15 protein-coding genes are annotated in these 12996 nt (G+C 62.5%); 14 read left to right on the forward strand and 1 reads right to left on the reverse strand.

Annotated features, from left to right (window positions below; translation table 11 throughout):
- Positions 1–57: 57 nt before the first annotated feature.
- From ABIB90_RS21585 to ABIB90_RS21645, 13 genes are all read left to right on the forward strand, one after another.
- Positions 58–1305 (forward strand): flagellar hook protein FlgE, encoded by a 1248-nt coding sequence (locus ABIB90_RS21585; RefSeq protein ID WP_354201319.1) that lies wholly within the window; start codon positions 58–60, stop codon positions 1303–1305.
- 34 nt (positions 1306–1339) lie between these two features.
- Positions 1340–2818, forward strand: a complete 1479-nt coding sequence (flgK, locus tag ABIB90_RS21590) for a flagellar hook-associated protein FlgK (protein WP_354160462.1) — start codon at positions 1340–1342, stop codon at positions 2816–2818.
- Positions 2819–2821: 3 nt separating this feature from the next.
- On the forward strand, positions 2822–3868 hold the full coding sequence (locus ABIB90_RS21595; RefSeq protein WP_354160464.1) for a flagellar hook-associated family protein: 1047 nt from the start codon (positions 2822–2824) through the stop codon (positions 3866–3868).
- A 67-nt stretch (positions 3869–3935) separates the two neighbouring features.
- Positions 3936–4280, forward strand: coding sequence for a flagellar biosynthesis regulator FlaF (flaF, locus tag ABIB90_RS21600; protein WP_007595854.1), 345 nt, complete (start codon positions 3936–3938; stop codon positions 4278–4280).
- Positions 4280–4690 carry a flagellar biosynthesis repressor FlbT gene (gene flbT / locus ABIB90_RS21605; protein ID WP_354160466.1) on the forward strand — a complete coding sequence of 137 codons (411 nt, stop codon included), beginning with the start codon at positions 4280–4282 and terminating at the stop codon, positions 4688–4690. Before flaF ends, flbT begins: the two co-directional genes overlap by 1 nt.
- A 12-nt stretch (positions 4691–4702) precedes the next feature.
- Positions 4703–5125, forward strand: a complete 423-nt coding sequence (gene flgD / locus ABIB90_RS21610) for a flagellar hook assembly protein FlgD (protein WP_007595852.1) — start codon at positions 4703–4705, stop codon at positions 5123–5125.
- Entirely contained in the window at positions 5122–5388 is a 267-nt protein-coding gene (gene fliQ / locus ABIB90_RS21615; RefSeq protein ID WP_018453982.1) for a flagellar biosynthesis protein FliQ, read from the forward strand. The genes flgD and fliQ overlap by 4 nt, the downstream gene beginning before the upstream one ends.
- A gap of 94 nt (positions 5389–5482) precedes the next feature.
- On the forward strand, positions 5483–7564 hold the full coding sequence (flhA, locus tag ABIB90_RS21620) for a flagellar biosynthesis protein FlhA (RefSeq protein ID WP_007595850.1): 2082 nt from the start codon (positions 5483–5485) through the stop codon (positions 7562–7564).
- Positions 7561–8313 (forward strand): flagellar biosynthesis protein FliR, encoded by a 753-nt coding sequence (fliR, locus tag ABIB90_RS21625; protein ID WP_219681265.1) that lies wholly within the window; start codon positions 7561–7563, stop codon positions 8311–8313. The genes flhA and fliR overlap by 4 nt, the downstream gene beginning before the upstream one ends.
- Before the next feature lie 5 nt (positions 8314–8318).
- Positions 8319–8738 (forward strand): hypothetical protein, encoded by a 420-nt coding sequence (locus tag ABIB90_RS21630; RefSeq protein ID WP_035995241.1) that lies wholly within the window; start codon positions 8319–8321, stop codon positions 8736–8738.
- The gene (locus tag ABIB90_RS21635) at positions 8735–9214 is read left to right on the forward strand and encodes a rod-binding protein (RefSeq protein ID WP_354201320.1); all 480 of its coding nucleotides are present in this window, start codon (positions 8735–8737) and stop codon (positions 9212–9214) included. The genes ABIB90_RS21630 and ABIB90_RS21635 overlap by 4 nt, the downstream gene beginning before the upstream one ends.
- 42 nt (positions 9215–9256) lie before the next feature.
- Positions 9257–9769, forward strand: a complete 513-nt coding sequence (locus ABIB90_RS21640; RefSeq protein ID WP_088940978.1) for a flagellar biosynthesis protein FlgN — start codon at positions 9257–9259, stop codon at positions 9767–9769.
- A complete protein-coding gene (locus tag ABIB90_RS21645) occupies positions 9766–10224 on the forward strand; it encodes a hypothetical protein (protein WP_007595846.1) in 459 nt (152 codons plus the stop codon). The genes ABIB90_RS21640 and ABIB90_RS21645 overlap by 4 nt, the downstream gene beginning before the upstream one ends.
- A 175-nt stretch (positions 10225–10399) precedes the next feature.
- Here the strand turns inward: ABIB90_RS21645 and ABIB90_RS21650 are convergent, their stop codons facing one another.
- Positions 10400–11170 carry a response regulator transcription factor gene (locus tag ABIB90_RS21650; RefSeq protein WP_007595845.1) on the reverse strand — a complete coding sequence of 257 codons (771 nt, stop codon included), beginning with the start codon at positions 11168–11170 and terminating at the stop codon, positions 10400–10402.
- Between the two features lie 817 nt (positions 11171–11987).
- Here ABIB90_RS21650 and ABIB90_RS21655 point away from each other — a divergent pair.
- Positions 11988–12992 carry a hypothetical protein gene (locus tag ABIB90_RS21655; protein WP_354201321.1) on the forward strand — a complete coding sequence of 335 codons (1005 nt, stop codon included), beginning with the start codon at positions 11988–11990 and terminating at the stop codon, positions 12990–12992.
- The last annotated feature ends 4 nt before the right edge of the window (positions 12993–12996 follow it).

The following is a 12996-nucleotide window of genomic DNA, read 5'->3' on the forward strand; positions in this document are numbered from 1 at the left end:
GCCCCGCGCAAGCAACAGCCTCCATTGTAACTGCAACCTACCAAAGGAGCCTAATTCATGAGCCTGTATGGTGTTATGCGCACCGGCGTTTCCGGGATGAGCGCGCAGTCCAACAAGCTGTCGACGGTTTCGGACAACATCGCGAACGTCAACACCACCGGCTACAAGCGGGCTTCGACCGAGTTTTCCTCGCTGATCCTGAAGAGCGGCTCGGGCAATTACGATTCCGGCGCGGTCGAGACCACGGTGCGTTACGCGATCTCCGATGCCGGCAATTACCAGTTCACGACCTCGGCGACGGATCTCGCGGTTCAAGGCAACGGCTTCTTCGTGGTGCAGGATCCGAACGGCAACAACTTCCTGACGCGCGCCGGTGCGTTCGTGCCCGACAGCACGGGCAATCTCGTCAACGCCGCCGGCTTCCAGCTGATGGGCTACAACATCCAGAACGGAGCCGTGCCCAATACTGTCGCCAACGGTTTCGGCAACCTGCAGGTCGTCAACGTCAACCAGATGGCGCTCCAGGCGTCGGCTTCGACCAAAGCGACGGTGGCTGCCAACCTGGATCCCAGTGCTGCGGTCGTCGCGTTTCCGGCCACGCCTGCAGGTCCGGGCAACTATACGTCGAAGACGTCAATGGTGACTTACGACAACATCGGCAACCCGATAACTCTCAACGTCTATGCGGCAAAGACAGCGGCCGATACATGGGATATCGAGGTTTACGATCCGACGGGAGCTATGATTTCGACGCCGGGTCCTGCTACGACTTTCACTTTCGACGTCACAGCCGTCGGCAAGGGTGCGCTCGCTGCGGCGAGTACAAAAACGATGCCTCTGACCGTCCCCAGCGGTTCGACGAGTTTCCCTCTCACGATCGACCTCTCGGCGATGACCCAGGTCGCTTCCAGCTTCGACTTCAAGGCCACGGTCGACGGCAACGCTCCGTCCGCGGTGGACAAGGTGAACATCGACAGCAAGGGCGTGGTCACCGCCGTCCTCAAGAACGGCACCACGCTGCCGAGCTTTCAGATCGCGCTCGCGACCGTTCCGAGCCCGGACCATCTGACGCCCGAAGTCGGCAACGTCTATTCGCCGAACCTGGATTCTGGAAACGTGCAGGTCGATGTGTCTGGCAAGAGCGGGCTCGGCACGATCCAGTCCGGTGCTCTGGAAGATTCCAACGTCGATCTCGCGGACGAGTTGACCTCGATGATCGAGGCGCAGCGAGGTTTCACCGCGAATTCGAAATCATTCCAGACCGGCGCCGATCTGCTGGACGTCGTCGTCAACCTGAAGCGCTGAGTCTCTCAGCGCTCGTTCCCGGCAAGAGCAGATCATGAACCTTACCGCCGCTCTCGAATCCGCCCGCTCCTCGCTGATGGCGTCGGGCATCCAGTCGTCGGTCATTTCGCGCAACATAGCCGGTGCCAGCTCCACCGGCTATTCGCGCAAGATTGCCGTGCTGGACAACCTCCCGGGAACCGGCGTCTACGTGGCGGCGATCCAGCGCGCCGCGAGCTCGGGTCTCTACACCAACGTGCTGACCGCAACCTCGACGTCGGCCAAGCAGAGCGCGATCCTTGACGGTCTCCAGAAGATCGCGTCTGCCACGGTGGACGATCCGGAACTCGACCAGTCGCCGACGGCGCAGCTCAATGCGCTGAAGAAGGCGCTCCAGCAATATGCCAACGCCCCGGATAACACCACGCTGGCGCAGGCAGCGGTGACGTCCGCCAAGGACATGGCGACCGCGCTCAATCAGGCGACTCTGACCGTGCAGTCGGCCCGTGAGGGCGCGGATGCCGACATGCAAACGTCGGTTCAAAACATCAATCGGTTGCTCTCCCAGTTCCAGACCGTCAACACCGCGATCGTGAAGGGGACGATCTCCGGCGACGACATCACGGACTACCTCGACCAGCGCGACAGCATCGTCTCGCAGATGTCGCAGGAGGTCGGGGTCTCGATGTCGCTCCGTCCCAACGGCGACGCGGCGCTCTATACCGACAGCGGCGTCGTGCTGTTCGACAAGACGGCGCGAACGGTGAGCTTTGCGCCGACGAACGCCTATACGGCCGGCACCACCGGCAATGCCGTCTATATCGACGGTGTTCCGGTGACCGGCGCCAATTCCGTGATGCCGCTCAAGTCCGGCAAGCTTGCTGGCTTGGCGCAGCTGCGCGACAATGACACGGTTACTTACCAGAGCCAGCTCGACGAAATCGCGCGCGGCCTGGTCGACGCCTTCAAGGAAAGTGACCAGTCGGCTGTTCCGACGCTGCCCGATGTCCCCGGTCTCTTCACCTACCCCGGCGCGCCGGCGATGCCGGCGAGCGCCACCGTCCTGGTGGGCCTCGCTGGTACCATTTCGGTCGCTGCATCGGTCGATCCGGCCCAGGGCGGCAATCCCAATCTGCTGCGCGACGGCGCGATCAGCGGCAACGTCGCGTACCAATACAATACCGCGGGCAACGGCGGCTACTCGGCCCGGCTGCAGCAGCTCATCGGCGCCATGGATGCCTCGCAGCCGTTCGATGCGACCACGCAAGGCAAGCCGAGCGGCAGCTTGATCGACTTCGCGTCGTCGTCGGCGAGCTGGATCGAAAACCAGCGCAAGACCGCGGACTCCAACGTCACCTACCAGAAAACGCTGCTCGACCGCAGCACCGCGGCGCTGTCGAACGTCAGCGGCGTCAACATGGATGACGAGATGTCGTTGATGCTCCAGGTCGAGCGCACCTATTCGGCCTCGTCGAAGATCATCTCGACCGTCGACGAAATGTTGCAGAGTCTGCTGGCTGCCGTGGGAAATTAAGTCATGATGAGCGCGAACTACATCTCGACCTTGATGCTGTCTTCGTCGTTGAGATCCTCGATCACCAACAATCAGGCCGCGCTGGCCAAGGCTTCGAAGGAAGCCACCACCGGCCGCTTCGCCGATGTCGGCCTCGAGCTTGGTGCCACGACGGGAGGCGACGTCACCCTGCGGGCGGATTTGAGCTTCGCCGATCAGCTCGTCGATACCAATGGGCTCGTCGCGGGGCGACTGGACATAACGCAGAGCCGGATCACCCAGCTTGGATCGACCGCGACGGACTTCCTCAAGGACCTGATCGCGGCGCGCAGTACCGATGGCGGCGGGCGCATCATCCTGCCACCTGCGTCCTCCAACCTCCAGGATCTGATTGGCGCGCTGAACGTCTCCTATAACGGCTCGTCTCTCTTTGCGGGCATCAACACGCAGAACACGCCGATCACGGCCTACACCGCGGGCTCGGCCAGCAAGAACCAGGTCGACGCCGACTTCCTTGCGACCTTCGGCTTCTCGCAATCATCGCCCAGCGTGAACACCATCACCCCGGCCCAGATGCAGACCTTCCTCGACACCACCTTCGATGCCGAGTTCGCGAGCCCGGCCTGGAACACGAATTGGTCATCGGCGACCGACCAGGTGATGCAAAGCCGCATCTCCACGACCGAGATTGCCGATACCTCCGTCAGCGCCAATCAGCCGGGCTTCCGCAAGCTCGCCGAGGCCTACACCATGATGGCGGATCTCGGGAACGCCAACCTGGACCAAGCGACGTTCCAGGTCGTCGTGGACAAGGCCATCGGCCTTGTCGGAAACGCCATCACTGACCTTGCGACCCTCGGCGGCGACATCGGCACGGTCCAGCAGCGGATCACCTCCGCAACCGACAAGCTCAAGACGCAGCAGGATATTCTGAACAATCAGATCGTCGGTATAGAGAAGGTCGATCCGACGGAAGCCTCCGTCAGGGTCAACACCTTGCAGACGCAGATCCAGACGGCACTTGCGCTCACCTCGCAGCTCCAGAAGATCAGCCTCATCAACTATCTCTGAGTCCAGCTCCTTCGTAAGGCGCGTAACCCTTGTCTTGTTGTTCGGTCTCCTGCGCAGAGTTGTCCTGATGACGTTTGAAGCCTATGAATCGGTCGTCGACGAGAGCGGCTATGAGGCGCGGGGCCGCGAGCGGCAGGCGCTCAGCCTCGGCATCGACCGGCTCGAGCGGATCCAGTCGGACCGCTTCAGCCTCGAGGATCTGGTCGAGAGCCTGCTCTATGTGCGGCGGCTGTGGACGATCTTCATCGAGGATCTCGCGCATCCGGAAAACGGACTTCCGGAAAAGCTGCGCGCCGACATCATCTCGATCGGCCTGTGGGTGGTCAAGGAAGCCGACCGCCTTCGTGAAGAAAAGTCGAACGACGTGATCCAGCTCATCGAAATCAACCGCCTGATCCGAGACGCACTTTGATGAAGATATCCTTGCGTGCGGGCGAACGGGTCTACATCAACGGCGCGGTGCTGCGCGTGGACCGCAAGGTCTCCGTCGAGCTCGTCAACGACGTGATGTTCCTGCTCGAAGGGCAGATCATGCAGGCCTCCGACGCCACCACGGCGCTGCGGCAGCTCTATTTCATCGTCCAGCTCATGCTGATGAATCCGACTGACGTCCGCGATGCTTCGGCTCTCTACGCGCAGCATCACGCGGCCCTGCTCGCGGTGTGCGAGAGCCAGGAGATGCTGGTCGGGCTTGGCGCGGTCGACGACCTGGTCGGAGCGACCCGTTACTTCGAGGCGCTCAAGCGGATCCGGGCACTGTTTCCAGTGGAGCAGGCGATCCTGGCCGGCGCCACGATCGATTCCCCATTCGAGGCTGCCTGACAGGAGAACTACATGAACGTCACCAGCGCGACCGATAGCACCAGCAAGTCGTCCAGTTCGACCAGCTCGACGACGCCGAAGTCGAGCACCGGCGTCGACTACAACACGTTTCTTCAGCTCCTCATCGCGGAGATGAAAAACCAGGATCCGACCAATCCGATGGATACCTCGCAATATATGAGTCAGTTTGCACAGCTCTCGTCGGTCGAGCAGGCGATGCAGACCAATACCAAGCTCGACGCTCTGCTGTCTTCGCAGTCGCTGTCGCAGGCCGACGGGCTGATCGGAAAGACCGTCAGCTTCACGGACGCGACCGGAGCGAGCTTCAGCGGCAAGGTCGCTTCGATCTCCATCAACAGCGACGGCTCGGTCGCGACGCTCGAGAACGGCACCAAAGTCGCGATCGGCCCCGGTCTCACCATCAGCCAGTCATGAACGAACGGGATGCTCTCGACATCGTCCAGGCGGCGATCTGGACCATCATCGTCGCCTCCGGGCCTGCCGTCGGTGCCGCGATGCTGGTCGGCACCATCATCGCGCTGATCCAGGCGCTGACCCAGATCCAGGAGGTGACGCTGACCTTCGTTCCGAAGATCATCGTCATTCTCGTGGTCGTTGCCGTCTCCGGCTCCTTCATCGGAGCCCATCTCTCCACCTTCACCGAGATGGTCTATTCGCACATCGAGCGCGGCTTCTGATCCGGACGGTCCCGGCCGCCTCTGCCACCCCTGCCACCACCCCCGCGTAAGCTTTGCACGGCAGATTACGGGCCGGATCCTCTGCCGGTGACCCATGTCCGATACGTTAGCCGCTAGCCTGCCGACCCCGCGACGATTGGGCGCCGACGCCTTTTTCGCAGGCGGCATCGTGGCCATGCTCACGATCCTGTTCCTGCCCATACCGCCGATCCTGATCGATCTCGGCCTCGCGTTCTCGATCGCGCTGTCGGCGCTGATCCTGATGGTCGCGCTGTGGATCCAGCGGCCGCTCGATTTCTCGGCCTTCCCGACCGTGCTCCTGATCGCGACGATCCTGCGGCTTGCGCTCAACGTCGCAACGACCCGTCTCATCCTGTCGCGCGGCGGGGAGGGGGAAAACGCCGCGGGCCATGTCGTTGCCGGTTTCTCGAAGTTCGTCATGGGCGGCGACTTCGTCATCGGCCTGATCATTTTCGCGATTCTGGTCACGGTGAACTTCGTCGTGATCACCAAGGGCGCGACGCGTATCGCCGAAGTCGGCGCCCGTTTCACTCTGGATGCCATCCCCGGCAAGCAGATGGCGATCGACGCGGATCTGTCCGCGGGCCTGATCGACGACAAGGAAGCCCAGCGCCGGCGCCGCGAGCTGGAAGAGGAGAGCGCGTTCTTCGGCGCCATGGACGGTGCCTCGAAATTCGTTCGCGGCGACGCCGTCGCCGGTTTGATCATCACCGCGATCAACATTTTCGGCGGTATCATCATTGGCGTGACGCATCACGGGTTGACGCTGGCACGCGCCGCCGACGTCTACACCAAGCTGTCCGTGGGCGACGGTCTGGTAACGCAGATGCCGGCGCTGATCGTGTCGCTGTCGGCGGGCCTGCTCGTCTCGAAGGGCGGCACCAGGGGTTCGGCCGAGCAGGCCGTGTTGCGGCAGCTCGGCGGCTATCCGCGCGCGGTGTCGGCCGCCGCGCTGATGATGTTCGTGCTCGCCTTGATGCCGGGGCTGCCGACGGCGCCCTTCCTGCTGCTCGGCGGCGTCATGGCCTTCGTAGGATACTCGTTGCCCAGGCGGCAGGCAGCCCTGAAGCAGAAGGAAGATGCGCGCAAGGCCGACGAACGTGCCCAGGTCGATGCCAAGGAATCCGTCAAGGAATCGCTCAAGACCGCGGAGATCGAGCTGGCGCTCGGCGGGCACCTCTCGGTCCATCTGCTCGGGTCGCGCAACGAACTGGCGCACCGCGTGGCCAAGATCCGCAAGAAGTTCGCCAAGCAGTACGGCTTCGTGGTTCCCGAGATCAAGCTCACCGACAATCTGTCGATCGATCCCAAGGGATACCAGATCCGGATCCACGACACTCGTGTCGCCCAGGGCGAGCTCCGGCTCGGCGAAGTGCTGGTGCTGGTCGACAAGGACGGCAAGCCCGACGTGCCCGGCGAAGAGGTGATCGAGCCGGCCTTCGGCATGAAGGCGCTGTGGGTGACGGACGCGTTCACCGACGAGGTCAAGCGTCAGGGCTGCAAGCCGGTCGACAATCTGTCGGTGCTGCTCACGCATCTGAGCGAAGTGATCAGGGCCAACCTCGCCCAGCTGCTGTCCTACAAGGACATGCGCGGCCTGCTCGACCGGCTCGATCCCGAATACAAGCGCCTGGTCGAGGATCTCTGCCCGTCGCAGATATCGTATTCGGGGCTGCTGGCGATCCTGAAGATCCTGCTGGCCGAGCGCGTGTCGATCCGCAACCTGCATCTGATCCTCGAAGCCATCGCCGAGATCGCGCCCCATGTGCGGCGCTCCGAGCAGGTGGCAGAGCATGTGCGTACGCGTCTTGCCCAGCAGATTTGCGGCGATCTCTCCGACAACGGCGTGCTCAACGTCGTCCGTCTCGGCAACCGCTGGGATCTCGCGTTCCACCAGAGCTTGAAGCGCGACGCCAAGGGCGACGTCGTCGAATTCGACGCCGATCCGCGCCTGATCGAGCAGTTCGCGACCGAAGCCAGCGCCGCGATCCGCAAGTTTACCGAGAACGGCACCAGCGTGGTGCTGGCCGTGACCCCGGAAGCGCGTCCCTACGTCCGGATGATCCTGGAGCGGGTCTTTCCGACACTGCCGATCCTGTCGCATGTCGAAGTCGCGCGCAGCACCGAAATCAGGGCCCTCGGAGCGATATCGTGATCAGCGGCCTCACCGACAGCGTGCTGGTGACGTTCATCGTGTTCTGCCGCATCGGTGCCTGCCTGATGCTGGTCCCCGGCTATTCCAGCGTCAATGTTCCGGCCCAGGTCCGCTTGTTCGTTGCGCTGGTGACGACGTTCGCACTGACGCCGATCCTGGCCGCCGTCCTGAAACCTCTCACGGACAACGCGGCGCCGCTGACGCTCGCGCTCCTGATCTGCTCCGAACTCGTGGTCGGTGCCGTCATCGGGCTCGGCGGTCGCGTGTTCTTTCTCGCACTCCAGACCATGGCCACCGTGATGGCCAGCGCGATCGGGCTGAGCAACATCCCGGGGACGCCGGTCGGCGACACCGATCCGGCGCCGGCCCTGGTGCCGCTGATCATGACGTCGGTCACGACGCTGTTCTTCATGACCGACCAGCACTGGCAGGTCCTGCGCGGGCTGATGAACTCCTACGACGTCTGGCATCCCGGCGACCGGCTCGGCGGCAGCATGCCGCTCGACCAGCTCGTCGGCCGGCTATCGGAGGCATTCGTGCTGACGCTGCGGATCGCCAGCCCTTTCATCGTCTATTCGGTCGTCGTCAACCTGGCGGTCGGCCTGATCAACAAGCTGACGCCGGCGATTCCGGTCTATTTCATCTCGGTGCCCTTCGTGCTGTTCGGCGGCTTCCTGCTGCTCTACCTCACCAGCGACGAGCTCCTGAGGCAATTCATGCTCGGCGTCTCATCGTGGCTGGCGGAGTGATCGCCATGACGTCGCGCGCGGACAAGCTCGGCCGGATGGTCTCGCTCGTGAAGCTCCAGCTCCGGTTGTCAGAGTGGCAGCTCGCGCAGCTGCGGCAGCAGGAGCGCAGCTTGCAGGACGAACAGGAATGGCTGGTCGGAACTCTCAACGAGGGGAAGCCGCCGGCGGGATCATCGAGCGAATCGATCGCGCGGCGCCTGACCAGAACCAGCGTCGGCGCGCGCGCGATTCAGGCCCAGGCCTCGCAGCAGCTCGACCAGGTTCGCGCGGAGAGCCGCCGTGTGAAGCAGTTCGAGCAGGTCGCGAAGGCGGCGCTCGCGGACAAGCTTCGCGACGTCGAGAAGCGATCGCTCGAGGAGATGACGGGAACAAGCCTCACCGTGCGCGAGTGGACGCCACGGCCAGCCAATCGGACCAAGACATGATCGTGGCCGCGACACCCGACCTCGTTCTCGACGTCCTCGACGCCGCCGATCCCGTGACACAGCGCGCGGCCACAGCGAAGCTCGACGCGCTCAAATCATCGGACACGGATTTCGCCGCCACGATGGATGCGGAGGTCGGCAAGGCCAAGGCGGCGGCTGCCGATCAATCCGCGACGAAGCTTTCGGAACCGCAGTCGGGTGCGGTGAACGGAGCGCCGGTGCAGGTGATCAAGGCGCCGGCATCCGGCGAGGTGTACCGCAAGTTCGAGGCCTTCATCCTCCAGACCTTCGTCGAGACGATGTTGCCGAAGGAGTCGGAGGAGGTCTTTGGAAAAGGCACGGCCGGCGGCGTCTGGAAGTCGATGCTGGCGGAGCAACTTGGTGCTCAGCTGGCAAAGGGCAAGGGCATTGGCATTGCCAAGCAGCTCGCCGCCGCGCATCCGGCGGGGCCGGATGCTACGGGCAAGGCCGGATGACGATCCGGGAATGGATGACAGAAGTTGAAGGGTGACTTTCCTATGCAGGCACAAGAAGGCGCGGCGGCCATGGTGATGGAACAGCCGGCCGTGGACACCGAGGCGACGACGATGGCAGCCGTGTCGGGCGATGGGCTGTTGCCCGTTCTGCTGCCGAATGTCGGTGGTGAGGTGGCGAACGACGGTGCGGACCCGGCGAGATCGGACGAGGTACGCGGCCTGTTAGCCGCGATCCGCCGGCTCGAAGCCATCGTCGAAGAGGAGACGGCAGCGCTCGCGACGGGCAAGAAAATCGACTTCGACGAGTTCAGCGCCCGGAAGAGCCGGAGCATGCTGGAATTCGTCCGCCTGATGCGGGCACGAATGCACCTCGGCGGCGAGGTCGAGATCACTGAGGAGATCCAGCGGCTGCGCGAGAAGCTCGAGCGAAACCGTTCCATCCTCGAAATGCATTACGATGCGGTGCGCGAGGTCGCGACCATCATAGTCAAGGCCATCAAGGACGCCGAGTCGGACGGCACCTATACCGGTCGCGCAGCACAGGACGGAAAATGATCAGACTCGTGCTAGCCGGGCTCTGGGTATGCATCCTCACCGCGGGAACGAGCTACGCCGTGGCCTATTGGAAGGAAAATGGCAGCCTGCTGCCGGCAAAGGACGAATACCTTGACGGGCTGCAGTACCAGAAGACGCGGGCGCTGAGCGTGCCCATGGTCGAGGGTGGCAACGTTCAGGGCTACATCGTCGCGCGCTTTGTCTACACCGTTGAGGCGCGAACCATGCACCAGCTCAACGTGCCGCCCGAGCCGTTCGTCGTCGATGAAGCCTTCCGCAGGATCTATGCCGACGACCGCCTCGATTTCAGAAAACTCGCTCGTTACGACCTCTCCATCCTCACGACGGCCATCAAGCAGCGTGTCAACGAGCGAATGCAGGCCGAAGTCGTCCAGGACGTCCTTGTCGAGGACTTCAATTACGTGTCGAAGGAAGAATTCCAGCAGAAGCCCTAGGGCATTATCGGTTCTGATTGAATCGGAAGCGAGCCTCTAGAATTATACTTAGACGCGAGCCGCAGCGCCGGTACTGCCGCGGCTCTGTTCGCCGTTGACGTCGCCGAAACTATAACGGCCTCTGCGAAGATGGTTCGCAGAGGCCGTTGTCGGTTGCGTGGCAGCGCCCTGCCGATCAGTTTCCGGCTGGATACGCCACTGGGGCGGTATGCGCCCTGTTCAGCAGGATGCCGACCTCGTCGAGCTCCTGCATCGGCACGTCGATGGTTTCGCCGGCCGGGATGTCGAGGCGGTACCCGACGTAACGGCGGGCCACGATCGCATCGAAGCCGAGGCGATCGCGGAGTTTCTTGCGCAGCTTGCTGACGTGGCTCTCGATCACGCTCTCGTCGAACGTCGCTTCGAAGATGCCGTAGACCGCGTTGAAGATCTGCGTCTTGGTGACCCACTTGCCGTGGTTGCTGACCATATATTCGAGAATGCGCAGTTCGCGGCGGGGCAGGGTGAGAGCGTGGCCAGCGATCTCGGGGTCACGTCCGTTGAAGAAGACCTGGATCCTGGTCTCGCAGGGCCGCGGCAGTTCCCCGACCCGGCGGCGCGCAATCGCGGCCGTTCGGGCGAGGATCTCGCGGAGGTGAATCGGCACGTGGACGACGTCGTCGACGCCCGATTCGAAGAGCTCCAGCGTGTTCTTGAGCATCTTCTGGCCGCTCATGGCGATGATGGGAGCCGAGGAGCGCTTGCGCATCGCCCGCGGCAGGCTTCCGCGGGTGTCGCAATCCCCGAGGAGGAAGGCGTCCACCGCGGCCAGATCCGATTCACTCGCAGATTGCAGCCAGTCCCAGAATTCTCCGGAGGAGAAGCCGATCGACGATACACCTTCGCGAACGAGCCCTCCGACATAGCTGTTCGTGACGCTCTCGCGATCATCAACGATAATATACATCAGTTTTTCGCCCCTGTTTCGCACTTGTTACGGCCGGTTGGTTGTTGTGATGCCCGGCTCGGCAACTGTGCTGTTTGACGATATTCCTTCCCGCGAACCGTTATTATGGTTTCGATATTCGCGGGCAGCCCTACGCATTCAGTGCCTGCGTCTCGCAGGCCTGCTACTTCGACTCGATACTGAACGCTTACTGCGTGAGGCTCGGCGGGTGTCTTGCGGATCACCTCGCGGAGCGGATTGAGAAAGCGACCTAGAACAGTTGCGCCAAGTTGCTCATGCGTCCGAACGCCACTGTACTTTGTCGATCTCCTCGCTAACTGGCGAGAATCACTTGAGTAGGACCGTAACAATTGCCGATTTCCGATCAAGCGTGCGCAACTAAGCGTTTGCTACACGTGCTTGATGCTGTTGATTCGTTTCGAGTTGTTTCTTTGTATATTCAATCGCATCAGTTGATTTGGAATTCGAACTAGTTTTGCACCTTGGCGGTTCTAAAGTTCCGCATCCCCGTATGATTACAGGTATTTTGGGCGGTGCTGCGCTTCATGCAAATCGAGGGTTTTCAACCCGGGATTGACTCCCGTCATCGTCTTTCCACATGCGACAATTCGACTCATGTATGGCGAGGCGACTCCAGCTTGGCGAAATCTTGGCGAGGGTGTGTCTTTCGAGTCGCACTCTCGCCACGTGCGTGACGCGTTTGACTCATGTGACGTCGCACCGCGCGTGATGAAAAGTTTTGGACGCGCACGTTTCAGGCAAGCTTCGGCAAATAACGTCACCGTTCGACAGATCGAACCGAACGGAGCATTCTCGCATGTTGTCCGATGGACAAGCTCGTCCCAACGCGACCGCGGATGTCTCCGCAGCGGCGAAACCGGCTGCGGAGACGCGCGATGCCAAAGACAATGCGGCGCCGACGGTCAAGCCTTCTGCAAATACCAAGCTTTTTGCAAACACCAAGCCTTTTGCAAATACCAATCCTTCTGGGACTAGCAAGCCTGCTGCGAACACCAAGCCTGCGCCGGCAGCAGCGAGTGATGAAACTCTGGCGAAAGAGGCGCTCGAGGGTCTGAAGCGTATTCGCGCCAAGGCGCGCCTCGACAAGATGGCAATCCCCAAGCCTACGCCCATCGTGATCAAGCCGGCCGTGATCGTGGCCAAGCCGCCGCCGCCGCGTCCGACATGGGTCGCGCCGCTCGCGACATTGGCGGTCGCTGCGATCCTGGTCGTCTGTGCCTGCACCGGCGTGATCGCCTATTTCGCCATGCAGCCCGCCCAGAACAACGTCGCGGCCAATACTGAGATCAGGAATCTGCGCGAGACGGTGGCACAACTGCGCAGGCAGGTGTCGGGCGTGTCCGACAATCTCGACGGCCTGCGCACCGCGGTCGATCAGTCGAGCAAGGCGACCAATGACCGTTTTGGCCGTTTTGGCGAGAATCTGGATCGCATCGAACGGGTGAGCTCGTCCTCTACGGTGAAGCTCGACAAGCTTGCCCAGGTGCAGGCCCAGGCTCCGGCGCCCGTCGCTTCACAGCCAATGCCGATGATGGCCTCGGCCGCTACGCCCGAGGTCACGGGATCGGTAGCACCGTCCGAGCGCATTTCGGCTCCGCGCAAGACGGTCAAAGGCTGGTCGGTCCGCCAGGCCTACGAGGGGATTGCGATCCTGCAAGGCCCGAACGGCGTCGTCGAGGCGGTGCTGGGGCAGCAGGTGCCCGGCCTTGGCCGCATCGAGGAGATCAAAAACGAGAACGGACGTCTGGTGGTCGAGTCCAGCGGGGGCGTCATCTATTCGTCACGCAAGGCAACGCCCTGATCAA

The sequence above is a fragment of the Bradyrhizobium sp. JR4.1 genome, from assembly GCF_040548605.1.
GTDB classification, from domain to species: domain Bacteria; phylum Pseudomonadota; class Alphaproteobacteria; order Rhizobiales; family Xanthobacteraceae; genus Bradyrhizobium; species Bradyrhizobium canariense.

What these genes read in the sequence shown, in the direction of transcription:
- ABIB90_RS21585 (WP_354201319.1), top strand. Translation starts at nt 58, where the DNA reads ATGAGCCTGTATGGTGTTATGCGCACCGGCGTTTCCGGGATGAGCGCG.
- flgK (WP_354160462.1), top strand. Translation starts at nt 1,340, where the DNA reads ATGAACCTTACCGCCGCTCTCGAATCCGCCCGCTCCTCGCTGATGGCG.
- ABIB90_RS21595 (WP_354160464.1), top strand. Translation starts at nt 2,822, where the DNA reads ATGATGAGCGCGAACTACATCTCGACCTTGATGCTGTCTTCGTCGTTG.
- flaF (WP_007595854.1), top strand. Translation starts at nt 3,936, where the DNA reads ATGACGTTTGAAGCCTATGAATCGGTCGTCGACGAGAGCGGCTATGAG.
- flbT (WP_354160466.1), top strand. Translation starts at nt 4,280, where the DNA reads ATGAAGATATCCTTGCGTGCGGGCGAACGGGTCTACATCAACGGCGCG.
- flgD (WP_007595852.1), top strand. Translation starts at nt 4,703, where the DNA reads ATGAACGTCACCAGCGCGACCGATAGCACCAGCAAGTCGTCCAGTTCG.
- fliQ (WP_018453982.1), top strand. Translation starts at nt 5,122, where the DNA reads ATGAACGAACGGGATGCTCTCGACATCGTCCAGGCGGCGATCTGGACC.
- flhA (WP_007595850.1), top strand. Translation starts at nt 5,483, where the DNA reads ATGTCCGATACGTTAGCCGCTAGCCTGCCGACCCCGCGACGATTGGGC.
- ABIB90_RS21630 (WP_035995241.1), top strand. Translation starts at nt 8,319, where the DNA reads ATGACGTCGCGCGCGGACAAGCTCGGCCGGATGGTCTCGCTCGTGAAG.
- ABIB90_RS21635 (WP_354201320.1), top strand. Translation starts at nt 8,735, where the DNA reads ATGATCGTGGCCGCGACACCCGACCTCGTTCTCGACGTCCTCGACGCC.
- ABIB90_RS21640 (WP_088940978.1), top strand. Translation starts at nt 9,257, where the DNA reads ATGCAGGCACAAGAAGGCGCGGCGGCCATGGTGATGGAACAGCCGGCC.
- ABIB90_RS21645 (WP_007595846.1), top strand. Translation starts at nt 9,766, where the DNA reads ATGATCAGACTCGTGCTAGCCGGGCTCTGGGTATGCATCCTCACCGCG.
- ABIB90_RS21650 (WP_007595845.1), bottom strand. Translation starts at nt 11,170, where the DNA reads ATGTATATTATCGTTGATGATCGCGAGAGCGTCACGAACAGCTATGTC.
- ABIB90_RS21655 (WP_354201321.1), top strand. Translation starts at nt 11,988, where the DNA reads ATGTTGTCCGATGGACAAGCTCGTCCCAACGCGACCGCGGATGTCTCC.